The sequence below is a fragment of the Novosphingobium sp. genome, assembly GCF_049240505.1.
Taxonomy (GTDB): domain Bacteria; phylum Pseudomonadota; class Alphaproteobacteria; order Sphingomonadales; family Sphingomonadaceae; genus Novosphingobium.
Genome location: NZ_JBMLSM010000205.1, coordinates 75,634 through 102,240 on the forward strand (window position 1 = coordinate 75,634; position 26,607 = coordinate 102,240).

The window sequence follows — 26,607 nt, forward strand, 5'->3', positions numbered from 1 at the left end:
GGTGCAGAACATGACCACGCCGACAGGTGTGCTGAACGGCCTTTCGGTCGACGTCGAAGACTGGTTTCAGGTCGGCGCGTTCGAAACCGTGATCGAGCGCAAGGATTGGGACGGCCTGACCTGCCGGGTTGAGCGCAATTGCGCCGAAATTCTTGCTCTGTTTGATACGGCGGGCGTGAAGGGCACGTTCTTCACGCTGGGCTGGATCGCGCAGCGCTATCCGCAGATGATGCGGCAGGTTGCCGATGCGGGCCATGAAATCGCCAGTCACGGTTGGGATCACGCGCGCGTGTTCACGCTGGGGCGCGAAGCCTTTGGCGCTGATATCGATCGCGCGCGCAAGGTGCTGGAAGATACAACCGGACAGCGCGTAATCGGCTATCGCGCGCCAAGCTTTTCCATCGATGCACGCACGCCCTGGGCGCACGAAGTTCTGGCGGAACAGGGCTATGTCTATTCTTCGTCGGTCGCGCCTGTGGTGCATGACCATTACGGCTGGCGCGAGGCCCCGCGCTTCACGTTCCGCCCGGTCGAAGGTGCGGACCTGATCGAAATTCCCGTGACCACGGCGGAAGTGGCAGGGCGTCGCATGGCGGCAGGTGGGGGTGGGTTCTTTCGTCTGCTGCCCTATGCCGTGTCGCGCTGGGCGATCCGGCAGGTAAATCTGCGCGATGGGCGGCCTGCGGTGTTTTATTTCCACCCTTGGGAAATCGATCCCGACCAGCCCCGGCCAGCAGTGGCGCCGCTGAAATCACGGTTGCGGCACTATACCAATCTCGATGTCATGGCAGCAAAGCTGGGCCGGTTGGTTGGCGATTTTCGCTGGGGCAGGATGGATGAAGTGGCCGCTATTGAAGGTGCGCGCACACCGATGAGCAAGGCTGCATGAACGCGCCGTTCTTTCCTTCCAGTGCGGTTGCGCGGCTGGCCGATCCGGGCGACCGGGAGGCGATTGCGCGGTTTCTGGCCGATCATCCCGATGCGACGGCTTTTCACCGGGTCGAATGGCTCGATGCGGTTGAAACGGCGACTGGGCACAAAACGCACGTTCTCCTGTCCGAACAGGACGGCGCGATCCGCAGCGTTCTGCCTTTGCACGAAGTTCATTCGCCGCTGTTCGGACGAGCGCTGGTTTCGACCGGCTTTGGCGTTGGCGGCGGTGTGGTGGGTGAGGGCGATGCAGCGCTTTTTGCAGCGGCGCAGGAACTGGCGGTGCGGTTGAACTGCCCCAGTCTTGAACTGCGTGGCGGACCTCTGCCGCAGGGGCCGGAATGGCATGTGAAGGCCGATAGCCACGCAGGGTTCGTCATGCCGCTTGCCGCTGATGACGATGCCCAACTTCTTACCATACCGCGCAAGCAGCGCGCCGAGGTGCGGCGTGGGTTGGGCTATAACATGGAAGTACGGACCGGACGCAGCGCGGACGATCGCGCGATGCACTATGCCGTCTATGCTGAATCAGTGCGCAATTTGGGCACGCCGGTTTTCCCCAAGCGTCTGTTCGTTGCGGCAATGGACGCCTTTGGCGATGATGCTGATATTCTGACGGTGCTGCAAGATGGGCAGCCGCTTGCCTCGGTACTTAGCCTTTAACATCGTGGCGCGGTGATGCCCTACTGGGGCGGCGGCGTGTTTGCCGCACTGACGATGCGCGCGAACGATGTGATGTATTATGCGCTGATGAACCACGCGCGTGGCCGTGGGTGCGACCGGTTCGATTTCGGACGTTCGAAAGTCGATACCGGGGCCTATCACTTCAAGCGCAACTGGGGCTTCACGCCCGAACCGCTGAGCTACGCACACTGGACGGCGGATGGGCAGGCCCCGCGTGACGTCAATCCGCTCAGCCCGCGCTATCAGGCCAAGATCCGGCTGTGGCAGAAGTTGCCGTTGGCGGTTGCGAACCGGGTTGGGCCGTTCATCGCGCAAGGGCTAGCATGAGCGAGGTTCTGTTCCTCGCCCACCGCATTCCGTTTCCGCCGGATCGCGGGGACAAGATCCGTTCGTGCCACGTGCTGCGCCATATCGCCGCGCTGGCCCCTGTCCATGTCGCCTGCTTTGCCGATGATGAAGGCGATATGGGCCATGAGCCAGACCTTGCTGCCGTGGCCCAAAGCCACTGTCTTGCCCGTCGCAGCCGTTCGCTGAAACTTGCAGGGATCGAAGCGCTGGCAGCGGGCAAACCGGTGAGCCTGACCGCCTTTGCTGACAAGACGATTGCGGCTTACGTTTCGCGGGTGCTGGCCGAACGTCCGATTGCTGCGATCTACGTTTTCTCAGGGCAGATGGCGCAATACATTCCGGCAACCTTTGCAGGCCGGGTGGTGATGGATTTCGTCGATGTCGATTCGGCCAAGTTCGAAGCCTATGCGGCGCAGGCGCGGTTCCCGGTGCGCCAGATGTATGCGCGCGAAACGCGGCTGCTTTCGCGCTTTGAAAGCGATGTTGCGCGCAGGGTTCATGCCAGTTTGCTGGTGACCGACGAAGAGGCATCGCTGTTTCGCCAGCGCCTTTCGCCGGGCGCGCAGCCACAGATCCTTGCGTTGGGCAACGGTATCGACACCGATTTCTTTGATCCTGCAGGAATGCCGCCCGCGCCGGAAATGGCGAAGAAGGGGCCGCATCTGACCTTTACCGGGCAGATGGATTATCCCCCCAACATCGCCGCTGTCGATATGTTCGCGCGTGAAGTCATGCCGCAAATCCGCGCGATCTTTCCTCAGGCGCGCTTCAACGTGGTCGGGCGTGCGCCCGCGCTGGCGGTGTGTTCGCTGGAAGGCGTGAACGGAACGCATGTGACGGGGGCTGTGCTGGACGTGCGCCCGTGGATCGCCGGGGCAGACCTTGTAGTGGCCCCGCTGATGATCGCGCGGGGCGTGCAGAACAAGGTGCTTGAGGCGATGGCAATGGCGCGTCCGGTCCTTGCCACGCCCGAAGCGGCTACCGGCATTCCGGCGCGCGAAGGGCATGAGATCGTCGTTGCTGCCGGGGCAGATGCCTTGGCACGGCAGGCCATCAGCCTGCTGCACGACAAGGTGCGCGCTGCAACCATTGGCCAGTCTGCGCGGGCTTTCGTGCTTGAGAAATGCGGCTGGGCGGGCGTGCTGGCACCTTTGGCCGACCTGCTTGGCCTTGATATCAGCGAAAGTGCATCCTGTGCCGCGTAACCTCGCTTTCGATGCTCCGCTGGGCCGGGCATGGGCCACGCTTCCCGCTGGATGGCGGCGCGCGCTGGGCCTGCTCGCGCTGGCGTGGTTGGGCAATGTCGTGCTGTTCGCGGCCGACTGGCAGGCGATGTTCCTGCAATGGTGGCATTCTTCGACCTACAACCACGTCCTGTTGATCCCTTTCATTCTCGGCTGGCTGGTGTCCCTGCGCTGGCGCGAAGTGGTGAAGATTGCGCCCGAAGGCTGGTGGCCGGGGCTGGTGCTGTTTGGTGGCGCAGGGTTCCTGTGGCTCCTGGGCGATTTCGCGGGGCTTTCGCTCGCAAAGCAGCTTGGCGTTGTGCTGATGGCGCAGGCGAGCGTGCTCGCCCTGCTGGGGCCGCGTGCCTCGGCGGCGCTATTGTTCCCGCTCGCTTATATGCTCTTCCTCGTGCCTGCGGGGGACGAACTGGTGCCCACGCTGCAGACGATCACTGCGGCTATTACCATGATCCTGCTCGATATTTCGCAGGTGCCTGCACATATCGAGGGCGTGTTCATCACCACACCCGGTGGATATTTCGAGGTGGCCGAGGCCTGTTCGGGCGTAAAATTCCTGATCGCGATGATCGCTTATGGCGCACTGGTGGCCAACGTCTGCTTCCGTTCGTGGCCGCGGCGAATTGCCTTCATGGGCTTAAGCGTCGCCATGCCCATTCTTGCCAATGGCGTGCGCGCATGGGGCACGATCTTCATCGCGCAGAGCCAAGGCATCGAGTTTGCCGCTGGATTCGATCATATCTTCTACGGCTGGATATTCTTTGCGCTGGTTATGGCGCTGGTCATGGGTGTCGCTTGGAAGTTCTTTGATCGTGCGATCGAGGACCGGATGATCGATGCCGAAGCGATCGCCGCCAATCCTCTGCTAACCCGCTTTGCTGCATTACGCCTTGGTACAGGCCGCGCGCTTGGAGCGATGGCAGCACTTGCGCTGCTGTTCATCGGCTGGGGCGTCTGGGCGAACCGGCTGGAAGCGGCGGTGCCCGCGCGCCTCGCGTTCCCTGCCGTGCCCGGCTGGCAACAGGTCGATTACACGCCGCGCGCCTATTGGCGTCCGCGCCACACGGGTGCCTCGCACGTCCTCCTCGCGCGTTTCCGCGATGCGGCGGGGCATACGGTCGATGTGTCTTTCGCGCTCTATTCCGGGCAGAGCGAAGGACGCGAGGCGGGTGGATTTGGCGAGGGCGTGCTGACGCCCGATACCGGCTGGGCATGGGAGCGCTCGCCTGCGCCGCTGGCCGGCGGCCATGCCGACCGTATCCAGACCGCTGGGCCGGTGCACCGTCTGGCAGAGACATTCTATCGTTCAGGCGATCTGCTGACAGGCAGTAACAGCCGCCTGAAACTGCAGAATATTCTCGACCGGCTGGTACTGCGTGAGCGGACTACCATGACGCTGATCGTATCGGCGGAGGATGGACAACCCGGCCAGCCATCTGCCGAACAATCCATGCGCGCATTCGTGGGTGCAACCGGTTCGGTCGCTGCCCTGATGGACCGCACGGCTTCAGGCGGATAGAGCCAGCCCATGTGCGGAATAGCCGGAATCATCCATACCGAAGGCCTCAAGCCCGTAGACCCTGATCGCGTCCGCAGGATGTGCGATGCGATCGCCCATCGTGGGCCGGATGGCGAGGGGGTGTGGACCGCGCCGGGCGTCGGCCTGGGGCATCGTCGCCTGTCGATCATCGACCTTGCCGGATCGCCGCAGCCGATGATGGCGGCAGAAGGCGATGCGGTGATCGTCTTCAATGGCGAAATCTATAATTTCAGGGATTTGCGCAAGGAACTTCAGGCGCTGGGTGCAACGTTCCGCACTGATGGCGATACGGAAGTTATCCTGCAGGCATGGCGCCACTGGGGCGTCAATTGCTTGCCGCGCCTGCACGGTATGTTCGCCTTCGCGCTGTACGATCTGCGCCAGCGTACCACGCTGCTGGTGCGTGATCGTTTTGGTGTGAAGCCGCTGTTCACGGCGCGGCTTTCCGATGGCGCGGTGATTTTCGGATCAGAACTCAAGGCCTTGCTGGCGCATCCTTCGTTGCGGCGTGAGATCGATCCGCTGGCGGTGGAGGACTACCTCGCATGGGGTTATGTGCCCGATCACCGCTCCATCCTGAAAGGCGTGGAAAAGCTGCCTGCGGGGCATTACCAGTTGCTCCGCCCCGATGCCCCGCCGCCTGCACCGGTGCAGTGGTGGGACATCTCCTTTGCCGACCGCGCAAAGGGCAATGCCGAAGATCTCAGCGCGCACCTGCTTCACCACATGCGCGACGCAGTAACCTCTCGGATGCTGGCCGATGTGCCGTTGGGCGCATTCCTTTCGGGCGGGGTGGACAGTTCCAGCGTCGTTGCCCTGATGGCTGAAGCCAGCACAACGCCGGTCAAGACCTGCTCGATCGGGTTCGATGTCACCGCGCTCGACGAAACGGCCTATGCTGACAGGATCGCTGAGCAGTATCGAACACAGCATTGGAAACGCACGGTTTCGGCTGAGGACTTCACGCTGGTTGACCGGTTGGCCGGAATGTTTGACGAACCGTTTGCCGATGCCTCGGCATTACCCACGTTCCGGGTTTGCGAACTGGCGCGTCAACATGTGACGGTAGCGCTTTCTGGCGATGGGGCGGACGAAGCCTTCGCCGGATACCGCCGCCAGACTTTCCAGCACCGCGAGGAGCAGGCGCGGGGCCTTTTGCCTGCCGCCCTGCGCAAGCCGCTGTTCGGTGGCCTTGGTGCAGTGTGGCCCAAAGCGGACTGGGCACCGCGCCCCTTGCGCGCCAAGACCACGCTGCTCAGCCTCGCCGCGACGGGAGAGGAGGGGTACGCCCGCGCACTCGCCGCAACATCGCCGGAATTGCGCGAAACGCTCTACAGCCCCGATTTCAAGCGGCTGCGCGGGGATTACCGTGCCGAACAGCCCCTGATTGATCTGATGCGCCGCGCGCCCGCGCGATCTGGCCTTGATCGTGCGCAATATGCTGATCTCAAGTTCTACATGCCGGGCGACATCCTGACCAAGGTTGATCGTACCAGCATGGCCGTCAGCCTCGAAGCGCGCGAACCGCTGCTCGATCATCGCCTTGTCGAATTTGGCGCGCGCCTGCCCGAACGAATGCGGGTTCGCGGGAACACCGGGAAATGGCTGATCAAGCACACCATGCAGCGCTATTTGCCGCAGGACGTGCTCTATCGCCCGAAGATGGGCTTCGTCACACCCATCGCCCAATGGTTGCGTGGACCGCTGGTGTCAGAGGCGCGCGGACTTGCATCAAATGGTGTGCTTGCTTCGACCGGATGGTTCGACGCCGCCCGGATCGAATCGCTTGCTGATGCGCACATCGCAGGCCGCGCCGATCACAGCCGACTGATCTGGCAACTGCTCATGTTACGGAAATCATTCGAGCGCCTTGGTTGACCTCCGCTTAATTTTTTTCCGCTGGTAAGGTGATCTTCACCAATTCGGACTAATCAGGGTCGGAAACAACGACCGTGGGTCCATGCTGAAGAAACTGCGCTCACCGCTGTATCTCGCGCTGCTGATCCCGGCATTGCTGGCCTTTGCCAGCGATCTGCTGTCTCCGATTGATCAGGGATTCTGGAATCTAAGGTACAAAATCGGCGGTTATCCAGCTTCACAAGGCACCATCATACTGAGCTTTGATGGTGGCGTGAACGCCAGCGAAAAATCGATAATCGATTCGGGCAAGCTCGCGACAGTTCTCGAAAACGTTGCAGGGCAAATGCCGCAGCGCGTGTTCATCGATAGCCCCGTAAAGTTCGGGGAAGACCCGAAGGGAGACGAGGCGCTACGCAGGGCTGTCGATCAGCTCAAGCCAGACGTAACCTTTGTGGTGCGCAGTAAGCGGACAGGTTTTATCAACCAGCCGTTTACCAAAGGCGATTTCGACATTCCAAATGCGGAAAGGCTGGGTGGAGCGCCAGTCGCGCTTTCGGCATGGCGGGCAAACTTCATCGAGTTCGGCATTTTGTCGGACTATGTGATTAAGATTGCAGGCAAGACATACCCGACTTTACCGGCTGCACTTGCACACGTCGGCAAAGGTTCGCAAAATTCGTTTGCTCCAGAATTTCTGCTGGATGCCGAATCTGTCCCTTATCTCAATGCCAGCAAATTTCTGCGCGGAGACTATCCGCCCGGTCTGTTGACGGGGCGCACGGTAATCGTGAATTCGGCAGGTATTGCGCCGCCAATGGGCTATTTCGGTAAGGGGCGGATGCACCCGCTGGCGCTGGACCTTGCCGGCGCAGACGCGTTGAAGAAGCCCTTGGCCCTTTCGTTCAATGGCGTGCCGCTTCTGATGGCGGTCTGGTTGCTGATCTTCTTTGGCAGCCGCGCGACAGCAACGCGCCGCAAGGTGCTGCTTTACACCGCCGCGCTGGCTGGTGTTTTCCTGCTTCCAGTCCTTTTGCAGCGCCTTGGCCTGAGCCTCGATATGGGGGGGGCAGCGCTTTGCACGATGATCTACGGTATTGCGCGTATCTGGCAAAAGCGCGTCCGCCGGGTGCAGCATACCAGCACGTCAGGCTTGCCTAACCTTCTTGCGCTCAGTGCAAGACCTTTGGCGACCGGTTGCGATGTCGTGGTTGCGGTCATCGGTCGATATGAAGAGATTCTGGCTACTCTGCCAAAAGACCTGCACGGCGAATGTGCCCGCCAGATTGCGCGCCGTCTGTCGGTCGGGTCGGGCATCGATACGGTCTATAATGGCGAGGGTGGCCATTTTGCCTGGACCGAAGAAGCCCGGCCGCTCGAGATGCAACTCAATCATCTTGAGGGCTTGCGCGCATTGTTTTCTGCGCCGTTGCAGATCGGCAGCTATACTTTCGATACGAATATACACTTCGGCCTTGATCGCAACGAAGGCATAGACGCGCCCACCCGCGTCAATTCCGCTGTTGCCAGTGCTAACGACGCCTTGGCGAGCGGGCGCTCGGTCGAATTGTTCGAGGCCGAACGGCTGGCCGAAGCGCCGTGGGAACTCTCGCTTCACGCTCGCATCGATGAAGGCTTGCGCAATGGCGAAATCTGGCTGGCGTTTCAAAGCCAGTGGGACATGCGCGAAGGGCAGCCTTTCGGGGCCGAGGCACTTATCCGCTGGAGCCACCCGACCCGTGGCCCGATTGCGCCTGATGCTTTTATTCTGCAGGCCGAACGTGCGGGGCGCATTGATGCACTGACCTATTGGGTGGTCGATGAAGCGATTACGGCCGCGCTGGCGATTGCCGCACTCGGTCAGCACTTCCAGATGAGCGTTAACCTTTCGGCACAGATGGTGGACAAGCCTTCGCTCGTGCCGAACTTTGCCGAAATCGTGCGTCGTCGGGGTATCGATCCACGAATGTTGACGATCGAGGTGACCGAGACATCAAGCGTGCGCAATCGGCCCGCTGCCGTGCAGAACCTTTCACAACTGCGCAGCATGGGTTTTCGGCTTTCCATCGACGATTTCGGGACCGGCGAGGCCAGTCTTGCCTACCTTGCTGATCTGCCGAGCGATGAACTCAAGTTGGACCGGCGCTTCGTTTCGCGCCTGCTGACTCATGCGCGCGAGCGGGAAATCATCCGTTCGACCATCGGCCTGGCCCATGCGCTGGGGCAGACGGTTGTTGCCGAAGGTATCGAGGACGAAGCGACCTACCTCGCTTTGTCAAGGCTGGGTTGCGATGTAGGGCAGGGGTACTTTCTGGGTCGTCCACAACCTTTTGCTGAATTCCATCAGTGGTATCTCAAAATGGGACAGCGGCGAAAGGGCAGTCTTTAGAAGTTGTTAACCATTAAACTCGATGTTAACTATGTGTCTCCAATCGTGGATGGAGACACGAACATGTTTGAGATTCTTCGCTGGATCATGACCTGATGGTTATCGGCTGATTCCCCTACGGAATTAGCCGTTTCCGCACTAGAAATGATTACGCGCCGCCAGACCTTCAATGGTCTGACGGCGCGAATCGTTCGGGCGAATCACTACGATCTTTGGTTAATGCTTTTTGCCTGACTTGAGCCCAAAACTGTGGGCTGGCCTTATCAGTCCTCGCCGTGGCCCAGTGCCAGATAGTCCTGGCTCTGCATTTCCATCAGGCGGCTGACCGTGCGGTCGAACATGAACCGGCCTTCGTCGTCACCTTTACCGCCCCAGTCATAAAGATCTGCAGGTTCGGCATCTGCGGTGGCGATCAGCTTGACCTTGTGTTCGTACAGTGCGTCGATCAGCGTGATGAAGCGTGCCGTTTCGTTGCGCCATTCTGCACCAAGGCGCGGGATGGCGACCACGATCACCGTGTGGAAATGCCGGGCGATGGCAAGGTAATCCGCAGCGCCGCGTGCCTCGCCGCACAGCTTCTTGAAACTGAAAACACCCACGCCCTTCAGGCTTTTCGGCACGTGCAGCAGGCGCCCGCCGCCAACATCCAGTTCGCAGCTTGGCACGTGCGCGCTGTCTTCGGGCGGATAGTCGGTCAACCTGAAGAATGCTTCGCGCACTTTCTCGGTCGATTCAGGTCCGACGGGCACATGCCAGGTGCCCACGCCCTGCATACGTTGCAGGCGATAGTCGGTCGGTCCGTTCAGCGTCAGCACGTCGAGCCGGTCCTGCACCAGCGCGATGAAAGGCAGGAAATGCTCGCGGTTCAGCCCGTTCTTGTAGAGATCGGACGGCGCGCGGTTCGATGTCGTGACAACGGTGACGCCGCCTTCCACCATCAACGCGGTGAACAGGCGACTCATGATCATGGCGTCGGCGCTGTTGTTGACGACCATCTCGTCAAAACACAGCACGCGCGTTTCAGCGGCGATGGCTGCAGCGACGGGCAGGATCGGATCGCCGCTTTCCTTCTTGCGCTCTTCCCGCAGGCGGGCGTGCACGTCGAGCATGAATTCGTGGAAGTGGGCGCGGCGTTTGGCCGCGATGTTCAGGTTGTCGTGAAACAGATCCATCAGCATCGACTTGCCGCGACCGACACCGCCCCACATGTATACTCCGCGCGGAGACGGGGCGGGCTTGCTGCCGAAGAGTTTGCCGAAAAAGCCGGTTGGCGCCGCTGGCGTTTCAAGCTCCTGTTGCAGAGCCTCGAGCCGTGCGGCGGCGGCGGCCTGTTCCGGGTCGGGGCGCAGTTCGCCTGCGGCGACCAGTTCGTTGTAGCGCTGAAGGACCGACGTCATCGTTTTGTGGGCTTGCGGATCGTGCCGTTGAACGCGGCGATGGTATCGTCTGCCTGCATCACGAGCCCGCGCAAGAACACGAGACGACCCGTTTCGCGCAGCACTTCGGTTACCGCGTCGAGCGGTTCGCCGATGCGGCCCGCGCCGATGAACTGGGTCGACAGATCGAGCGTTACCGATCCTGCCGCGTCGCCAGACAGCAGCGTGCGCATCGTGGCGAAGAGCGCGATATCGATCAGGGCGAGCGTAACGCCGCCGTGGACGGCATCAAGCAGGTTGGAATGCCGACGTTCGGGAAACATGCGCAGCCTTGCGCGCCGCACGCCGTCTGCCCCATCCTCAACCCGCGTCAACATTCGGCCCATCGTCTGGGCATTGAAGCGGGTTTCGTCGGTGAGGTTCCAGGTGAACCAGCCGGGGTGATCCCCGGCGGGTTCGTAGTGGAAGGCTTGACCGCTCACGCCAATCAGACGAGGCGCTCGGCCTGCATCTTCTTGATTTCGGCGATGGCGCGTGCGGGCGAGAGACCCTTGGGGCACACGTTGGCGCAGTTCATGATCGTGTGGCAGCGGTAGAGGCGGAAAGGATCTTCCAGCTCGTCAAGCCGCTCACCGGTCATCTCGTCGCGGCTGTCAGCAAGCCAGCGGTAGGCCTGCAGCAGGATCGCCGGGCCAAGGAACTTGTCCGAGTTCCACCAGTAGCTGGGGCACGAAGTGCTGCAGCAGGCGCAGAGAATGCATTCGTACAGACCGTCCAGCTTTTCGCGCTGTTCGGGCGACTGCAGGCGCTCCTTACCCGATGGCGTGGGGCTGACCGTTTGCAGCCAGGGACGGATCGAGGCGTATTGCGCATAGAAGTGCGTGAAATCGGGGACGAGATCCTTGATCACTTCCATGTGTGGGAGCGGCGTGATGCGAATTTCGCCCGACAGGTCTTCGATCGCGGTGGTGCAGGCAAGGCCGTTGCGACCGTTCATGTTCATCGCGCACGAACCGCAAATACCTTCGCGGCAGGAGCGGCGGAAAGTGAGAGTGGGGTCCTGTTCACCCTTCATCTTGATCAGCGCGTCGAGCACCATCGGGCCGCACTGGTCCAGATCGATTTCGAACGTATCGTAACGCGGGTTTTCGCCACTGTCGGGATCGTAGCGATAGACCTTGAACTTGCGGACCTGGCCTTGCGTGGCCGAAGCGTGGTGGCGAGCCTTGCCGGTGATCTTCGAGTTCTTCGGAAGCGAGAAAGTCGCCATCGTCAATTCCCTGTTACGCGCATCCTGCGTCTTGCTGAGTCGTCCTTAGCGATTGCAGCGCAAGGGGCAAGGGGGTGCGGCCTGCCCAATGGTAGAGGGTGATATTGTTCAGGTTTCACCTTCTGAGCCTGAACAGGTTTACACAGTTTACACGGTTCTGGGAAAAAACGTCAGCTCCGGTTTGTCCCTCCGTCACTCGCGCAACAGCCTCTGCCCCTCGTTTTCAAGAAGTGCAGATTGGGAGGTGTAACCAGAAAGGTCGGCGGCGAGAGGGCATTGACCATCCGCGAAAACTGTCACGAAAGAACGATGTAGGACAGCAAATAGCGCGGTAGATCGCAAAGGGTGCGGAACGTCACTTGTCTGCCGTGACCGGCGATTCTAACTTTCGAACCGGTCGTTGTATTCGGGGGAATCGTGCTGAAATCGTTGCAAATGCTAATGGCTGCAGGTGCTTGCCTTGCAGCGGTTACAACGCCTGTGTTTGCGCAGGAAGAAGCGCAATCAAAGCCGCAAAGTGCTGTTCCTGCCGCTGCAACGGACAATGGCCCACCATCCGTTGCGGCCTATGCGCAACTGCCGTTTGTCGAAGGCGCGAAGCTCTCGCCTGACGGGCTTTGGATTGCAGGCATGTTTGCCATTGGCGGCTCGCAGCGCGTAGTCGTCGTTTCGCCCTTTGAGCCGGGCAGCATGAAACAGGCGATCCTGCCTGACGATACCGAAATCAGCAGCCTGCATTGGGTGGGCAATGAAAATGTCCTGATCCGTTTGCGCGCCATCCGCCCGTTCGACGCCGGCGAACGGGCCTATGTCTCGCGCGCGGTGGCTTTTAACCGCGTCACGCCCAAGTTTACCAAGCTGTTGTGGGATATGGGCGGGCAGGATGCTTCGGACGTGCTGTGGGTGCCGACCGATGGCACGACCAAGGTGCTGATCGCGGCCCAGAATTCGATTTATCTCGGCAAGGATTTCTGGCCTGCGGTCTATTCCGTCGATGTCACGAATGGTCGCCGCACGACCGATCTTGAAGGCCGCACCGATGTAATGGAATGGATCGCTGATCCGACCGGGACGGTTCGCATGGCGATTGCCACGGATCGGGAGCGCGGCACTCGGTCCCTGCTGTATCGGCCTAAAAAGGGCGCGGCGTTTGGGCGCGCGGGCCGCGCCGCGTTCGATAGTCTGGAAGTGCCGGTACTGGTCAGTCCTGCCGAAGGCAAGGCGCTGGTCATCCGCACGATCGGCGGCGAAACCGATGCGGTAAAAGACGCTGGCCCCAAGCGCGATGCCCTGCTGGAAATCGACCTTGCCACAGGCAATACCTTGCAAACGCTGTATGAAGCTGGTGAGGGCATCGATATTGACGGTGCGCGCTATGACGATGCTGGCAACAGTGTTCTGGGCGTCTATCTGGGCGGGCGCAGCAGCGAACCGCTGCATTGGCTCGATCCCAATCTTGACGAGTTGCAGAAGGCTTTCGAGAAGAGCCTGAACGGTCGCCGCGCCCGCATCGTCAGCCTTTCCACAAACCGCCAGCGCATGTTGGTGCGGGTCGACAAGCCTAACGAGGCGGGGCGACTTTATTACTATGATATGGCCGATGGCAGTCTGCGCCTTTTCGCCAATCTCAACAGCGAGACCAATGGCAAGAAGGCGGCTAAGGTCGAGGCGATGAAGTACAAGGCGCGCGATGGTCTGGAGATGGAGGCTATCGTCACCACTCCGCCGGGACGCGAGGCAAAGAACCTGCCGGTGGTGATCATGCCGCACGGTGGTCCCTGGGCGCACGATACGTTGGACTGGGATTACTGGGCGCAGTTCGTTGCCAGCCGTGGCTACCTTGTCATTCAGCCGAATTTCCGGGGATCGACCGGTTATGGCGAGGCTTTCCTGAAAAAGGGCGAAGGCCAGTTGGGCTTTGCCATGCAGGACGATGTGAACGATGCGCTCGCATGGGCCGCACAACAAGGCATGGCCGATGCCAAGCGCGCCTGCGTGGTCGGCGCAAGCTATGGTGGATATGTGGCGATGTGGGGTGCGGCGCGCGATGCCGATCTGTGGCGCTGTTCGGTATCGATTGCGGGCGTGGCCAACTTGCGCCGTGAAGTGAACGACTTTGGCGGCGCGCTTTATAGCAAGCGGTACAAGGAAGAGTGGCAGAAGATGACGCCAAACTTCCCTGCGGTGTCGCCGATCAACTTCATCGAGCGGATCAAGGCCCCGATGCTACTGGTCCACGGCAAGAAGGATCTGACTGTCGATCATGTCCAGTCGCAAAGCATGTTCAACAAGATGAAGGCAGCGGGCAAGGACGTGGAATTTGTCTCCCTGCCACAGGCCGACCATTATTTTTCGCGCACGGCTGATCGCGAGGCGCTGCTTGGTGCGATCGAGGGGTTCTTGCGAAAGCACAATCCGGCGGACTGAATTTACCCCTCCGTCATTCGCTTACGCGAATGCCACCTCCCCATTTGTGCTGCGCAAAAATGGGGAGGAGTTGAAGGTAATCCTCCCCGCTTTCACGAAGTGCAAATGGGGAGGTGGCAGCCCGAAGGGCTGACGGAGGGGTTATGGCACGCGCGTGATGTCCCACCCGCGCGCCATCATAAGGCGTTGCAGGCTGTCGGAACCCGCCAGATGCGCCGCTCCCACCGCGACGAAGGGTTTTGCGCCGCCTTTCAGCATTGTATCCAGCTGATCGGCCCAGTCGCGGTTCCGGTTGGTCAGCAGCGCGGTGTGCAGGCCCGCATCAGCCAGAAAGCCTTCGTTGGCTTCGCGTGCGATGCCCAGATCGTCGCCGCGCAGCCACATCGCGATCATGGCGGTTTCTTCGTCGCCGTTGCTTGCCGCCTCTTTGGTGACTTCCTGCAGCAGCACTTTCTGTTCGCGCGGGGGCAGCGCGTCGAAGACGGCGAACTGGCTCTGGATCGTTTCGAACCCGGCAACCGGTTTGCCTGCGGCAAGGCGGCGTAGTGTCGGTTCGGAACCACTTTCGGGATCGGAGCCGGCCTTTTGCCCGGCGATGGCGGCCAGTTGCAGGGCCACGGCCCAGCTTTCGGTATCGGCAAAGTCTGCATCGGTCAGGCCGAGCTTCTTGTAGACCTTGATCAGTTCAGGTTTCAGGTTCGGGCCGATGCGCTCTGACGGCGGGGGAAGGCCTGCGGTTCCGGCGAGTTCGGCCAGTGCTTCACCGGCAATCGTCTGATCCAGCGGTTCGGCGATTTCCAGAACAAGCCGGTCGGACTTGGCCAGCGCATCGTTGATGGCGGGGCGCAGCCATTTTGTTTTGGGCGGCAGGGCGTGAACCGTGCCGAACAGGTATCCGCGCACGGTGCCGCTCTTGTCGGCAATTTGCCATAGCGCCACGCGGGCAGGCCCCGCCGGTTCTGGCGCGGGCTGTTCGCGCGAAAACCAACTGAAAGCCATGCCCAGCAGCAGCGCGGGGATCACGGCGAGCACGATACGGCGGAGCATCGTCATTGCACGCGGGCGGTTTCAACGCCTTGGGCTTTCAGCGCATCCTGCACGCTGTTCGGCCCGGCAAGATGGCCCGCGCCCACGGCAACAAACACTGTCCCCGGCTGTTGCAGCCGTTGGCGGACCCAGACCGCCCAGTTGCGATTGCGTTGGTAGAGCAGGGTTTCGGCCAGTGTCGGATCGTCCATGTTATCGTTCAGCAACTGGCCAAGCCCATCAGGATCGCCCGAACCCCATTCGTCGGTCATCGTCGCAATCAGGCCAAGACCGCGATCGAAATCACGCACGGCCTGATTAAGAAACTTCAACTGCGTTTCGCGCGGCAACTGGTCGAACAGGCTTAGCTGGTAATCGGCCGTTTCAAGCGCGCCAAGGCTTTTGCCCTTGGCCAAAGCAGCCTTGCGCAGCACGGCTTCCGCACCATCGGATTGCGCATAGCCCGCCATCGCATAAGGCATGACGCCCAGCGTAATTCCCGCAAGCCACGGCTTGAGCGCGTCGAAAGCCTGAGGCGGAATTTTCAGGCGGGCCAGTAGTGCTTCATAGGCGGCGCGATCGGCATCATCCATCAGCGAGCGCAGCGTCTCGCCCTGCAACAGCCCCACCGTCATCACCGCCTTCTGCTGATCCGCTGCGGGGACTTCGGGAATCTCGGTCAGCAGTTGCGACGATGCGTCGAGCGCTGCTGCCACCGGGCCGTCGAGCCAGACAAGCCCTTTGGGCAGGGCATGGACTGTTCCGAACAGGTAGATCGTTGTGTCCTCGTCCGAGACTTTCCACAGCGCAGGCTTGAGCGGCGCGGGCGCAGGTGCAGCGGTTGCGGGCTTTGCTGCCGGGCCGCGGGCCTGGATCGGGCCGGAGAATGCCAGGCCTGCCAGCGCGATGGCGGATGCGAGTGAACGGAGAACGTGTTTCATCGCCTGCCTTGTGCCCGCAAAGGTCTTGCGAGGAAATGAAGGAATTGCCGCTTTGCCGGGGTGAGCAGGTTGATTTGGCGGCGCTCATCGGCCAAAGCCCCGGCATTATGGCCGAACCCACGCAAAAGCCTCTCAGCCTGCAGGACATGATCCTGCGCCTTCATGCCTTCTGGAGCGAGCAGGGCTGCCTGATCCTTCAGCCTTATGACATGCGCGTGGGTGCGGGCACGTTTCATCCCGCCACGACCTTGCGCTCGTTGGGGCCAGAGTCGTGGAACGCAGCCTATGTGCAGCCCAGCCGCCGCCCCACCGACGGGCGCTATGGCGAAAACCCCAACCGGTTGCAGCACTACTATCAGTACCAGGTCATCATGAAGCCTAGCCCGGCGAACCTGCAGGAGCTTTACCTGCAAAGCCTGGCGGCCATCGGTGTCGACCCGCTGCTGCACGACGTGCGCTTTGTGGAAGACGATTGGGAATCGCCAACGCTGGGCGCGTGGGGCCTTGGCTGGGAAGTGTGGTGCGATGGGATGGAAGTTACCCAGTTCACCTATTTCCAGCAGATGGGTGGGTTCGATTGCAAGCCGGTGGCGGGCGAGCTGACCTACGGCTTGGAACGTCTGGCGATGTATATTCAGGGCGTCGATAACGTTTACGATCTCGCCTTCAACAGTCACGGCGTGACCTATGGCGACGTGTTTCTTGAAAACGAGAAGCAGATGTCGAAGTGGAACTTCGAGATTGCCGATACCGACAGCCTGTTCGAAGGGTTTCGCCGGGCCGAGGCCGAATGCCAGCGCTCGCTCGATGCGAACGTGCCGATTGCCGCTTATGAACAGGCGATCGAGGCGAGCCACCTGTTCAACCTGTTGCAGGCGCGCGGCGTGATATCGGTGCAGGAACGCGCCAGCTACATGGGTCGCGTGCGCGATCTGGCACGCGGTTCGTGCGAGAAATACATGGAAAAGAACGCCGATCAGTGGGCGAAGGATTACCCGGAGTGGAGCAAGTGACCGATTTCCTTCTCGAACTCCGCAGCGAGGAAATTCCGGCGCGGATGCAGGCGGGGGCGCGCGCCGATCTGGAAAAGCTGTTCCGCAAGGAGCTTGATGCCGCCGGGCTGAAAGCGGGCGAAGTGGCCGTGTGGTCCACCCCGCGCCGCCTTGCACTGATCGCGCGCAATCTGCCGGTGGCGACCGAGGCTGTCTCGGAAGAGACAAAGGGGCCGAAGACATCGGCGCCCGAACAGGCTTTGGAAGGCTTTCTTCGCAAGACCGGGCTGAACAAGGACCAACTGACCGAGCGTAACGGCGTGTGGTTCGCCGTCACCGAAAAGCCCGGTCGCGCGACGAAGGACGTGCTGGCGCAGGCGATCCCCGCGATCATCCGCGCGTTTCCGTGGCCCAAGAGCCAGCGCTGGGGCGCGGCCTCGCTTTCCACGGAATCGCTGCGCTGGGTGCGCCCGCTTTCGGGCATTGTCGCCATCTTTGGCGAAGATCTGGTCGAATGCGAAATCGGCGGCGTGAAGTCGGGCTATGCCACGCGCGGGCACCGTTTCCATTGCCCCGGTGAAATCACCATCGGCAGCGCGAACGACTATGCCGAGAAGCTGCGCGCCTGCCATGTTGTAGTCAATCACGAGGAACGTGAAGCACTCGTCCGCGTCCACGCCAAAGATGCGGCCTTTAAGGCGGGCCTCGTGCTGGTCGAAGACGAAGGTCTGGTGATCGAGAACGCCGGCCTCACCGAATGGCCGGTGCCGCTGCTGGGCCGCTTTGACGAAGCGTTTCTGGACGTGCCGCCAGAGGTGATCCAGCTGACCGCGCGCGTGAACCAGAAGTATTTCATCTGCCGCGATGCAAGCGGCAAGCTGGCGAACGCCTTTGTCTGCACCGCCAATATCGAGGCGAAGGACGGCGGGGCGGCGATTGTCGATGGCAACCGCAAGGTGCTGGCCGCGCGCCTTTCGGATGCGCGGTTCTTCTGGGAACAGGACAAGAAGAAGCTGCTTTCGGTCCATGCCGAGAAGCTGGGGCGGATTACCTTCCACGAGAAGCTGGGCACCGTGGCCGACAAGGTTGAGCGGGTGGCCAAGCTGGCGCGGTGGCTGGTTGAAGAGGGTATCGTCGGCGCAACCGGCTCCCCCGCGAAGGCGGGGGCCTCAGGCAGCAGCGCACAACCTCACGAGGTCCCCGCCTTCGCGGGGACGCAGGCGGAACTGGCAGATCAGGCCGAACTCGCCGCGCGCCTGTGCAAGGCCGATCTCGTCACCGAGATGGTCGGCGAATTCCCCGAACTCCAGGGCCTGATGGGCGGCTACTACGCCCGCGCCGAAGGCCTGCCCCACGCCGTGGCCGACGCCATCCGCGATCACTACAAGCCGGTCGGGCAGGGCGATGACGTGCCGACCGCGCCGGTGACGGTGGCCGTGGCGCTGGCGGATAAGCTGGATACGTTGGTGGGGTTTTTCATTGAGGGGATGGAGCCGAGCGGGTCCAAAGATCCATTCGCACTTCGCCGCCAATCAATCGCAGTCATCAGATTGCTTGTTTCTAACAATATCTCACTTAACTTGTTTCACTCTCTAAAAACGGCGTCCAGAGAGTATGCGATTCGGAGAATTAAAGCAGGTTTAAATGAATCAGCAGATTTTCTGAAAGACCTTGTTAAGCGTGCCGGTGCTGTTCCTGAAAATATTGCGGACAAAGTCCTTGATAGGGCAGCGCAAGACGTCGACCCATCAGGACTTGGAAATCAATATGCAGACGGAGTCATTCGACTCGTGGATTTCCTTGCCGACCGCCTGAAAGTCCAGCAACGCGAAGCAGGCGTGCGCCACGACCTGATCGACGCCGTGTTCGCGCTCGGTGGGGAGGACGATCTCGTTCGCCTGCTCGCCCGCGTCCATGCGCTGCAAGCCTTTGTCACCACCGAGGACGGCACCAATCTGCTCGCAGGGTACAAGCGCGCGGCAAACATCCTCAAGAAGGAAGGCTTTGAATCGACCGCTGGTGCGCAGGGCGAGGGCGTTGTGCCGCCGACCGGTGAGGAAGACCCGCTCGTTCTCGTCGATGATCCGGCGTTAAAAGGTATCGCTGCGCAATTTTCGCATCCCGAGCAGAACTACGCCCGCGAACCTGCCGAACAGGCGCTGGTCGATGCGCTGGCGGTGGCTGAGCCGCAGGCGCGCAATGCCGTGGCGGGCGAAGACTTTGCGGGCGCGATGGCGGCTCTGGCCAGCTTGCGCGGGCCGATCGATGCGTTCTTCGAAAGCGTGATCGTGAATGATGCGGACGCTAACAAACGTGCAAGTCGTTTGGCGCTGCTTGATCAATTCCGTGCTGCGGTGCACAAAGTTGCGGACTTTTCGCGCATAGAAGGCTAAGGAGCGGGCCGAATCCGGCCCTTTCCGGCAAAAACAGAGTTACGCAGGGAGCATCGTTGGCGGCATGAGCGCATACGTATTCCACTTCGGCGGGGGCGCAGCCTCCACGGACGCCCGCGCAAAGGACAAGACCATCGTCGGCGGCAAGGGTGCGAACCTTGCCGAAATGGCGGGGATCGGCCTGCCGGTGCCTCCCGGTTTTACCATCACGACCGAAGTCTGCACGTCTTACAACGCCAGCGGCAAGACCTTTGACGACGCTCTGCGCGCAGGCGTGGCTTCGGGCGTTTCGCACATCGAAGCGGCGACGGGCCGTGTGTTTGGCGATGCCGCCAATCCGCTGCTTGTCTCGGTCCGTTCGGGCGCGCGCGTTTCGATGCCGGGCATGATGGACACGGTGCTGAACCTTGGCCTTAACGACCAGACGGTTGAGGGACTGGCCGCAGGGTCAGGCGATCCGCGCTTTGCGTGGGACAGCTACCGCCGATTCATCCAGATGTATTCGGACGTGGTGCTGGGCCTTGACCATCATCGGTTCGAAGATGCGCTGGAAATCGTCAAGGAAGACAACGGCTTCTTCAACGATGTGGAACTGGGCGCGGAACACTGGCAGGCGCTGGTGGCCGAATACAAGGCCATCGTGGCAGACCAGCTCGGCCGCCCGTTCCCGCAGGACGTGCACGAACAGCTTTGGGGCGCAATCGGTGCAGTATTCGATTCGTGGGAATCGGACCGCGCCAAGGTCTATCGCAAGCTGAACGACATCCCCGCCGACTGGGGCACCGCCGTGAACGTGCAGGCGATGGTCTTCGGCAACATGGGTGAAACATCGGCCACCGGCGTTGCCTTCACCCGTGACCCGGCGACGGGCGAGAAGGCCTATTACGGCGAATGGCTGGTCAACGCGCAGGGCGAAGACGTGGTTGCGGGCATCCGCACGCCGCAATACCTGACGCTGGCCGCGCGCGAACGTGCCAACGCCAAGCCGCTGTCGATGGAAGAAGCCATGCCCGCCGCCTATGGCGAACTGGCCGCCGTGTTCGAGCTGCTGGAAAAGCACTATCGTGACATGCAGGACATCGAGTTCACCGTCGAGCAGGGCAAGCTGTGGATGCTGCAGACCCGTTCGGGCAAGCGCACCGCCAAGGCCGCGCTCAAGATGGCGGTGGACATGGTGGGCGAAGGCCTGATCGATGAAGCTACCGCGATCAAGCGTATCGATCCGATGGCGCTCGACCAGTTGCTCCACCCCACGCTCGATCCCAAGGCCGTGCGCGACGTGCTGACCAAGGGCCTTCCGGCATCGCCCGGTGCGGCGTCGGGCGCAGTGGTGTTCGATGCCGATACCGCGCAGGCGCGCGCCGAACGCGGCGATGCGGTGATCCTCGTCCGCGTGGAAACCTCACCCGAAGACATTCACGGTATGCACGCGGCAAAGGGCATCCTGACCGCGCGTGGCGGCATGACGTCACACGCAGCCGTGGTTGCACGCGGCATGGGGCGTCCGTGCGTTTCGGGTGCTTCGGGTGTTTCGATCGACATGGCCAACCGGACCGCGAAGATCGGTGGGCGTGATATCAAGGAGGGCGATGTTATCACCCTCGATGGTTCGAACGGCGATGTGATGGCGGGTCTGGTGCCCACCGTGGAGCCGGAACTGGTGGGTGATTTCGGCACGCTGATGGTCTGGGCCGACAAGCACCGCCGCATGAAAGTGCGCACCAACGCCGAAACCCCGCTTGATTGCCAGGTGGCGCGCCAGTTCGGCGCGGAAGGCATCGGTCTGTGCCGCACCGAGCACATGTTCTTCGAAGCGGGCCGCATCAGCGCCGTGCGCCAGATGATTCTGGCCGAGGACGAAGCGGGCCGTCGTGCCGCGCTGGCCAAGCTGCTCCCCGAACAGCGCAGCGACTTCCAGTCGATCTTCGAGGTGATGGCGGGCCTGCCCGTCACGATCCGCCTGCTCGATCCGCCGCTGCACGAATTCCTGCCGCACGCCGATGCCGAGTTTGCCGAACTGGCCGAGGCAACCGGGCTGGGCGTGGAACATCTGAAGCGCCGCGCTGGGGAACTGCACGAATTCAACCCGATGCTGGGCCATCGCGGTTGCCGCCTTGGCATCACTTTCCCGGAAATCTACGAAATGCAGGCGCGCGCAATCTTTGAAGCCGCGTGTGACGTGGCCGAAAAGAGTGGCGACGCGCCGATCCCCGAAGTGATGATCCCGCTGGTGGCGACGCGCAAGGAACTGGAAATCCTGCGCGCGCTGGTGGATCGGGTTGCGCTGGAGGTGTTTGCCGAAAAGGGCCGCACGCTGGACTACATGGTCGGCACGATGATCGAACTGCCACGCGCCGCGCTGATGGCGGGCGAGATCGCGGAAGAGGCGAAGTTCTTCTCGTTCGGCACCAACGATCTGACGCAGACCACGCTGGGCGTGAGCCGCGATGATGCAGCGCGCTTCCTCAATCCCTATGTCGATCAGGGCATCTACCCGCGTGACCCGTTCGTCAGCCTAGATATCGAAGGCGTGGGGCAACTGGTGGAACTGGCGGCAGAGCGTGGACGCAAGACGCGCGGCGATCTGAAGCTGGGCATCTGTGGCGAACATGGCGGCGATCCTGCGTCCATCGCGTTCTGCGAGAAGACCGGCCTGGATTACGTGTCGGCCAGCCCCTATCGTGTGCCGATTGCACGGTTGGCGGCGGCGCAGGCTGCGCTCGCATAACACCACATCGGCGCCCCCGCGAAGGCGGGGGCCTCGGTGTTGTTACGGGACATCCGGGTAAAACGACTGAGGCCCCCGCCTTCGCGGGGGAGCAGGTTTAAAGGTCAATAACCCATTTGGTGTGTTTCCCCGGGGAAACATTCCAAGTGGGTTTTTATGTCTCAGCGTCTCGTTTCAGAACTTCGGTGGGCGCAGCGGTTTGGCCCAGCCGCTGAGCGTCAGGATTTCGAACCGTTCGGTCACTTTGCCATCTGCATCCGCCCTGGCCGCAAAGGCCCCTTCCGCGCGGGTGAGCGCGGCCTTGCCCAGCGGGGCACCGGGGCGCGCGAGGCAATTGCCCATGCCTTGCGCGCGCAGATCTGCCACCATGCTTTTGAGCGAGCGGAACCGCACGTCGATGTGGTGGCTGTCGGTCACGGGATCGGCAAAGCCGCAGCGTTGCAGCAACTGGCCGCCAGCACGACCATCGACTTGCGGGTGGATACGTGGGGAGGGGCGGTCTGCATCGGCTTCCAGCATGATTTCACGCAAGGCAGGCAGCGACCCTGCGCCCATGAAACTGGCGATCATCAGTCCGCCATCGGCCAGCGCACGGCGAAGGTGGACCAGCGCGCCGGGCAGATCGTTCACGGTATCCAACGTGCCGAGGCTGGCGATGAAATCGAAGCCTTCGGTGAAAGGGTAGGGCGCTTCCTCTTCGAGCGGAATCTCACCCAGAACGGGATCGCGGCATTCCACGGCACAACCTGCTGATGAAAGTGCGGCGGCAAGAGCGCCGCTATGTTCACCGATAATCAGCGCACGCTTCGGTTCGTGGCGCAGGAACGAGAGCCGGTCGAGCACGTCTTCTACCATGTCATCCGCCACGTAACGCGCGGCGTCGGGCGACTGTTGCAGGTGCGCCATACGGTGACGCAGGGCATTTCGCCGTTTTGGCGCGAAAATAGTGGGGGGGATGCTGGCCATTTCCGGGCAGTGCCCATGTCTGGCGGTCTTGCCAAGAGGGGCAATGCTGCGAGGATGGCGCCATGCGACTTGCCGCCACGCTGATGCCTGTGATCGACTTCGTGTTTCCGCCGCGCTGCCCCCTCTGCGGCGATCCGGTGGCGGCGCACGGCGGGCTGTGCCTTGATTGCTGGGGCACGCTGGCAGTGCCATCGGGCGCCTGCTGCACGCTGTGCCAGCGCCCGATGGGAGAGCAGCATTCGGTTGATGCCGAACTGATTTGTGCCCCTTGCATGGCTGAACCGCCACGGCACACAGGGATCGCTGCCGCAACGCTCTACAACGAGCCATCGCGCGCGCTCGTGCTGGCGTTCAAGCACGGGCGGCGGATCGGTCTTGCGCCGATGATGGCGCGGATGATGCTGACGCGCATCGGGCCGTTGGAAGGGCAATGGTTGGTGGTTCCGGTGCCACTGCATCGCTGGCGCCTGATGCGGCGCGGGTTCAACCAGTCTGCGCTGCTGGCGGGGGAAATTGCGCGCGGTTTGGGGCAGAACCTTGTGGTCGATGGTCTGGTGCGCCACCGCGCCACGCCTTCGCTGGGAGGGATGGGGCGCAAGGCGCGAGCGCGCGTGCTGGCGGGCGCGATCAAGGCGCATCCCCGGCGCGCATCGCTGATCAAGGGTGCCAAGGTTCTGCTCGTGGACGATGTGATGACCAGCGGCGCGACGACGAACGCCTGCATCAGTGCGTTGCGCAAGGCGGGCGCGGCACAAGTGCGGATTGCCTGCTTTGCGCGGGTGCTGGATGAAGCGCTGGATTCGGTGCGCAGCCGGTCTGTGGTGGATGGATGAGGCCAATACAAAAGGAAACGCCCGGAGCGTTAACTCCGGGCGTCCTCGTGACGAATTTCTGCGGGCGTTCGCGTAGTCCGCGATACCGACGGCCCCCTGACCGTCCCGCCTGGTCCCTCAACCTCCGACCGGAACCCCGCGCGGTCCTTTGGACCTGCTGCGAGGGTTGCCGACCGGCCCCTCATCAAGTTTCCCCGAACATTGGCGCTTTGTGCACTGCGCGTCCCCGTGGGGCGGCTGTTCAGTTCGCGGTTCCCTCAAACCGCAATTGCTTCATCACGCATTAAGGCTATTGGCGAAAGCATATTGTGCGCGGCCCGTGGATTTTGCCACTTTGTGTGGTTATCCTGCAACAAAACCGCCACATTGCGTCGCTTCGTCGTGTTTTACCTGAAAGGCCGTTCACCTTTGTCCGCATCTGAAGACAGCATCCGCCGTGAGCAGGGGGCCGAGTTCCTTCCCAAGTTCGATTCGAACGGCTTGTTGACGGCCGTTGCGGTCGAGCATGGAACGGGTGTGCTGCTGATGCTGGCGCACATGAATGCCGAAGCTGTTGCCAAGACGCTGGAGACGGGTTTCGCGCACTTCTACTCGCGGTCGCGCGGGCGGCTGTGGATGAAGGGCGAAAGTTCGGGCCATGTTCTGAAGATCGTGGAAATCCGGGTCGATTGCGATCAGGACGCGCTGGAACTGCGCGTGGAAGCAGCCGGGCCGGCGTGCCACACGATGGCATCAAGCTGCTTTTATCGGCGAATTACCGCAGAAGGCGGGCTGGAACGGATCACTGATTGACGCTTACGTAAAGGTTAGTTACTTGTGACACCATGTCACAGCAAGCCGACACCGCGATTCCTGCCGAAGCTGCTCAACCGGATTCGGGCCATACCGGTCATCTCGATCAGCCCGATGCGCTGAAGCGCGATCAGTTCACGATATCCGATCTCTCAAACGAGTTCGGTGTAACGGCCCGCGCGCTTCGTTTCTATGAAGACGAAGGTCTGATCGCGCCCGAACGGGTGGGCCTTTCCCGCATCTATTCCAAGCGCGACCGCGCCCGGCTGGCTTGGATCATGCGCGCCAAGAACGTGGGCTTCAGCCTTGCCGAAATCCGCGACATGATCGACCTCTATGACATGGGCGATGGCCGTGCCGAACAGCGCCGCGTTACCATCGCGAAATGCCGGGAGCGGATCGAGAATCTGCGTCGCCAGCAGGCCGATATCGCCGCGACAATTGAAGAACTCACCAGTTTCGTGGAACTCGTCGTCACGCGCGAACGTGGCGAGGGCCGCAATCTCGACGTCTGAAGGGACAGGACCACATGCCGATCTACAACGCGCCCACCCGCGATACCCGCTTCGTCGTCAACGAACTGATCCGCCTTGAAAGCTATGGCAATCTGCCCGGCTTCGAAAGCGCGACGCAGGATATGACCGATGCGATCATCGAAGAGGCCGGGCGCTTCGTGTCCGAAGTGATCGCCCCGCTCAATCTTTCGGGCGACCGCGAAGGCTGCACCCGCCATCCTGATGGCAGCGTGACAACACCTGCGGGCTTCAAGGATGCCTATCGCCAATATGTCGAAGGCGGTTGGGGCACGCTGTCCGCGCCGGAAGTCTATGGTGGCCAGGGCCTGCCGCACGTGATGGGCTTCATCATGGAGAAGTACCTCGCCACCGCGAACCAGGCATTCGCGATGTATCCCGGCCTTGCTAATGGCGCGATCTCGGCGATCATTGCCAAGGGTTCGCCCGAACAGCAGGCCACTTATCTGCCGAAGATGGTGACGGGCGAATGGCTGGGCACGATGAACCTTACCGAGCCGCATTGCGGCACCGACCTTGGCATGATCCGCACGCGGGCCGAACCGCAGGCCGATGGTTCCTATGCCATCACCGGCACCAAGATCTTCATTTCGGCGGGCGACCACGATCTGACCGAGAACATCGTCCACCTCGTTCTGGCCAAGACGCCGGGTGCGCCTGAATCGAGCAAGGGCATCTCGCTGTTCATCGTGCCCAAGTTCATGGTGAACGCCGATGGTTCGCTGGGCGAAAAGAACGCGGTTTCGGTCGGCGCGATCGAAGAGAAGATGGGCATTCACGGCAATGCCACCTGCGTGATGAACTACGACGGCGCGAAAGGCTGGATTGTGGGCGAGGAGAACAAGGGCCTCGCCGCGATGTTCATCATGATGAACGCTGCGCGCCTTGGCGTGGGGATGCAGGGGCTGGCGCAGGCCGAAGTCGCCTATCAGAACGGCCTTGCCTATGCACTCGATCGCCGTCAGGGCCGCGCGCTTACGGGGCCTGCCGATCCGACGCAGAAGGCCGATCCGATTATCGTCCACCCCGACGTGCGCCGTATGCTGATGGACGCCAAGACTTTCATCGAAGGAATGCGCGCGCTGTGCCTGTGGGGCGCACTGCAGGTAGACCTGTCGCACAAGGCGGCCACCGCCGAAGAGCGCCAGATGGCCGATGACCTGATCAGCCTGCTGACCCCGGTGATCAAGGGCTATGGCACCGACATGGGCTACAGGACAGCCACCGACATGCAGCAGATCTGGGGTGGCCACGGCTATATCGCAGAAAACGGCATGGACCAGTTCGTGCGCGATGCGCGCATCGCCATGATCTATGAAGGCACCAATGGCGTGCAGGCGA

The 26,607-nt window shown here is 61.8% G+C and carries 19 protein-coding genes and 1 pseudogene; 14 read left to right on the plus strand and 6 right to left on the minus strand.

Translation table 11 applies throughout. The features are described 5' to 3' along the window. The first annotated feature begins 10 nt into the window (after positions 1 to 10). The 6 genes and pseudogenes from ACOVQ0_RS16890 to ACOVQ0_RS16915 all read left to right on the plus strand — a co-directional run bounded on the left by ACOVQ0_RS16890 (position 11) and on the right by ACOVQ0_RS16915 (position 8,989). Positions 11 to 889 carry an XrtA system polysaccharide deacetylase gene (locus ACOVQ0_RS16890; RefSeq protein WP_421887103.1) on the plus strand — a complete coding sequence of 293 codons (879 nt, stop codon included), beginning with the start codon at positions 11 to 13 and terminating at the stop codon, positions 887 to 889. Next, positions 886 to 1,941 (plus strand): annotated as a pseudogene (locus ACOVQ0_RS16895) (FemAB family XrtA/PEP-CTERM system-associated protein). Before ACOVQ0_RS16890 ends, ACOVQ0_RS16895 begins: the two are co-directional and overlap by 4 nt. Further along, positions 1,938 to 3,167 (plus strand): TIGR03087 family PEP-CTERM/XrtA system glycosyltransferase, encoded by a 1,230-nt coding sequence (locus tag ACOVQ0_RS16900; protein ID WP_421887106.1) that lies wholly within the window; start codon positions 1,938 to 1,940, stop codon positions 3,165 to 3,167. Before ACOVQ0_RS16895 ends, ACOVQ0_RS16900 begins: the two are co-directional and overlap by 4 nt. Beyond that, entirely contained in the window at positions 3,157 to 4,722 is a 1,566-nt protein-coding gene (xrtA, locus tag ACOVQ0_RS16905) for an exosortase A (protein WP_421887109.1), read from the plus strand. Before ACOVQ0_RS16900 ends, xrtA begins: the two co-directional genes overlap by 11 nt. A gap of 9 nt (positions 4,723 to 4,731) precedes the next feature. Next, positions 4,732 to 6,621 (plus strand): XrtA/PEP-CTERM system amidotransferase, encoded by a 1,890-nt coding sequence (locus ACOVQ0_RS16910; protein WP_421887112.1) that lies wholly within the window; start codon positions 4,732 to 4,734, stop codon positions 6,619 to 6,621. 82 nt (positions 6,622 to 6,703) lie between these two features. Next, a complete protein-coding gene (locus ACOVQ0_RS16915; RefSeq protein WP_421887115.1) occupies positions 6,704 to 8,989 on the plus strand; it encodes an EAL domain-containing protein in 2,286 nt (761 codons plus the stop codon). A 263-nt stretch (positions 8,990 to 9,252) separates the two neighbouring features. Here ACOVQ0_RS16915 and zapE read toward each other — a convergent pair whose 3' ends face one another. The 3 genes from zapE to ACOVQ0_RS16930 are packed head-to-tail and all read right to left on the minus strand — an operon-like array spanning position 9,253 to position 11,635. Further along, positions 9,253 to 10,386 carry a cell division protein ZapE gene (zapE, locus tag ACOVQ0_RS16920; protein WP_421887118.1) on the minus strand — a complete coding sequence of 378 codons (1,134 nt, stop codon included), beginning with the start codon at positions 10,384 to 10,386 and terminating at the stop codon, positions 9,253 to 9,255. Continuing rightward, positions 10,383 to 10,847, minus strand: a complete 465-nt coding sequence (locus ACOVQ0_RS16925; protein ID WP_421887122.1) for a PaaI family thioesterase — start codon at positions 10,845 to 10,847, stop codon at positions 10,383 to 10,385. The genes zapE and ACOVQ0_RS16925 overlap by 4 nt, the downstream gene beginning before the upstream one ends. Positions 10,848 to 10,852: 5 nt before the next feature. Then, complete coding sequence (locus tag ACOVQ0_RS16930; protein WP_421887124.1) at positions 10,853 to 11,635, minus strand: succinate dehydrogenase iron-sulfur subunit; 783 nt, start codon at positions 11,633 to 11,635, stop codon at positions 10,853 to 10,855. Positions 11,636 to 12,076: 441 nt separating this feature from the next. Here ACOVQ0_RS16930 and ACOVQ0_RS16935 point away from each other — a divergent pair, with 441 nt between their 5' ends. Next, the gene (locus tag ACOVQ0_RS16935; RefSeq protein ID WP_421887127.1) at positions 12,077 to 14,062 is read left to right on the plus strand and encodes an alpha/beta hydrolase family protein; all 1,986 of its coding nucleotides are present in this window, start codon (positions 12,077 to 12,079) and stop codon (positions 14,060 to 14,062) included. A gap of 141 nt (positions 14,063 to 14,203) precedes the next feature. Here the strand turns inward: ACOVQ0_RS16935 and ACOVQ0_RS16940 are convergent, their stop codons facing one another. Together ACOVQ0_RS16940 and ACOVQ0_RS16945 are read right to left on the minus strand one after the other, a co-directional pair. Further along, positions 14,204 to 15,115, minus strand: coding sequence for a TraB/GumN family protein (locus ACOVQ0_RS16940; RefSeq protein ID WP_421887130.1), 912 nt, complete (start codon positions 15,113 to 15,115; stop codon positions 14,204 to 14,206). Further along, positions 15,112 to 16,029 (minus strand): TraB/GumN family protein, encoded by a 918-nt coding sequence (locus ACOVQ0_RS16945; RefSeq protein WP_421887133.1) that lies wholly within the window; start codon positions 16,027 to 16,029, stop codon positions 15,112 to 15,114. Before ACOVQ0_RS16945 ends, ACOVQ0_RS16940 begins: the two co-directional genes overlap by 4 nt. Before the next feature lie 107 nt (positions 16,030 to 16,136). Here ACOVQ0_RS16945 and ACOVQ0_RS16950 point away from each other — a divergent pair, with 107 nt between their 5' ends. From ACOVQ0_RS16950 to ppdK, 3 genes are all read left to right on the plus strand, one after another. Then, positions 16,137 to 17,042, plus strand: coding sequence for a glycine--tRNA ligase subunit alpha (locus tag ACOVQ0_RS16950; RefSeq protein ID WP_421887159.1), 906 nt, complete (start codon positions 16,137 to 16,139; stop codon positions 17,040 to 17,042). Continuing rightward, the gene (glyS, locus tag ACOVQ0_RS16955; protein WP_421887163.1) at positions 17,039 to 19,414 is read left to right on the plus strand and encodes a glycine--tRNA ligase subunit beta; all 2,376 of its coding nucleotides are present in this window, start codon (positions 17,039 to 17,041) and stop codon (positions 19,412 to 19,414) included. The genes ACOVQ0_RS16950 and glyS overlap by 4 nt, the downstream gene beginning before the upstream one ends. A 64-nt stretch (positions 19,415 to 19,478) precedes the next feature. After that, positions 19,479 to 22,142 carry a pyruvate, phosphate dikinase gene (ppdK, locus tag ACOVQ0_RS16960; protein ID WP_421887136.1) on the plus strand — a complete coding sequence of 888 codons (2,664 nt, stop codon included), beginning with the start codon at positions 19,479 to 19,481 and terminating at the stop codon, positions 22,140 to 22,142. Between the two features lie 174 nt (positions 22,143 to 22,316). On the opposite strand, the gene ACOVQ0_RS16965 is transcribed toward ppdK, so the two are convergent. Next, complete coding sequence (locus ACOVQ0_RS16965) at positions 22,317 to 23,048, minus strand: methyltransferase domain-containing protein (RefSeq protein WP_421887138.1); 732 nt, start codon at positions 23,046 to 23,048, stop codon at positions 22,317 to 22,319. A 122-nt stretch (positions 23,049 to 23,170) separates the two neighbouring features. Between ACOVQ0_RS16965 and ACOVQ0_RS16970 the strand changes: the two genes are divergently transcribed. The 4 genes from ACOVQ0_RS16970 to ACOVQ0_RS16985 form a co-directional block, all read left to right on the plus strand. Continuing rightward, positions 23,171 to 23,941, plus strand: a complete 771-nt coding sequence (locus ACOVQ0_RS16970; protein WP_421887141.1) for a double zinc ribbon domain-containing protein — start codon at positions 23,171 to 23,173, stop codon at positions 23,939 to 23,941. A gap of 429 nt (positions 23,942 to 24,370) precedes the next feature. Then, positions 24,371 to 24,733: a phosphoribosyl-AMP cyclohydrolase gene (hisI, locus tag ACOVQ0_RS16975; RefSeq protein WP_421887166.1), complete on the plus strand. Its 363-nt coding sequence runs from the start codon at positions 24,371 to 24,373 to the stop codon at positions 24,731 to 24,733. Between the two features lie 32 nt (positions 24,734 to 24,765). Continuing rightward, positions 24,766 to 25,248: a MerR family transcriptional regulator gene (locus ACOVQ0_RS16980; protein WP_421887144.1), complete on the plus strand. Its 483-nt coding sequence runs from the start codon at positions 24,766 to 24,768 to the stop codon at positions 25,246 to 25,248. Between the two features lie 14 nt (positions 25,249 to 25,262). After that, positions 25,263 to 26,607: acyl-CoA dehydrogenase family protein (locus ACOVQ0_RS16985; RefSeq protein WP_421887147.1), on the plus strand; the 1,345-nt coding region annotated here is incomplete at its 3' end.

What these genes read in the sequence shown, in the direction of transcription:
- ACOVQ0_RS16900 (WP_421887106.1), top strand. Translation starts at nt 1,938, where the DNA reads ATGAGCGAGGTTCTGTTCCTCGCCCACCGCATTCCGTTTCCGCCGGAT.
- ACOVQ0_RS16980 (WP_421887144.1), top strand. Translation starts at nt 24,766, where the DNA reads ATGTCACAGCAAGCCGACACCGCGATTCCTGCCGAAGCTGCTCAACCG.
- ACOVQ0_RS16965 (WP_421887138.1), bottom strand. Translation starts at nt 23,048, where the DNA reads ATGGCGCACCTGCAACAGTCGCCCGACGCCGCGCGTTACGTGGCGGAT.
- ACOVQ0_RS16945 (WP_421887133.1), bottom strand. Translation starts at nt 16,029, where the DNA reads ATGAAACACGTTCTCCGTTCACTCGCATCCGCCATCGCGCTGGCAGGC.
- ACOVQ0_RS16950 (WP_421887159.1), top strand. Translation starts at nt 16,137, where the DNA reads ATGGCCGAACCCACGCAAAAGCCTCTCAGCCTGCAGGACATGATCCTG.
- ppdK (WP_421887136.1), top strand. Translation starts at nt 19,479, where the DNA reads ATGAGCGCATACGTATTCCACTTCGGCGGGGGCGCAGCCTCCACGGAC.
- zapE (WP_421887118.1), bottom strand. Translation starts at nt 10,386, where the DNA reads ATGACGTCGGTCCTTCAGCGCTACAACGAACTGGTCGCCGCAGGCGAA.
- ACOVQ0_RS16935 (WP_421887127.1), top strand. Translation starts at nt 12,077, where the DNA reads ATGGCTGCAGGTGCTTGCCTTGCAGCGGTTACAACGCCTGTGTTTGCG.
- ACOVQ0_RS16890 (WP_421887103.1), top strand. Translation starts at nt 11, where the DNA reads ATGACCACGCCGACAGGTGTGCTGAACGGCCTTTCGGTCGACGTCGAA.
- ACOVQ0_RS16970 (WP_421887141.1), top strand. Translation starts at nt 23,171, where the DNA reads ATGCGACTTGCCGCCACGCTGATGCCTGTGATCGACTTCGTGTTTCCG.
- ACOVQ0_RS16940 (WP_421887130.1), bottom strand. Translation starts at nt 15,115, where the DNA reads ATGACGATGCTCCGCCGTATCGTGCTCGCCGTGATCCCCGCGCTGCTG.
- ACOVQ0_RS16915 (WP_421887115.1), top strand. Translation starts at nt 6,704, where the DNA reads ATGCTGAAGAAACTGCGCTCACCGCTGTATCTCGCGCTGCTGATCCCG.
- ACOVQ0_RS16930 (WP_421887124.1), bottom strand. Translation starts at nt 11,635, where the DNA reads ATGGCGACTTTCTCGCTTCCGAAGAACTCGAAGATCACCGGCAAGGCT.
- ACOVQ0_RS16910 (WP_421887112.1), top strand. Translation starts at nt 4,732, where the DNA reads ATGTGCGGAATAGCCGGAATCATCCATACCGAAGGCCTCAAGCCCGTA.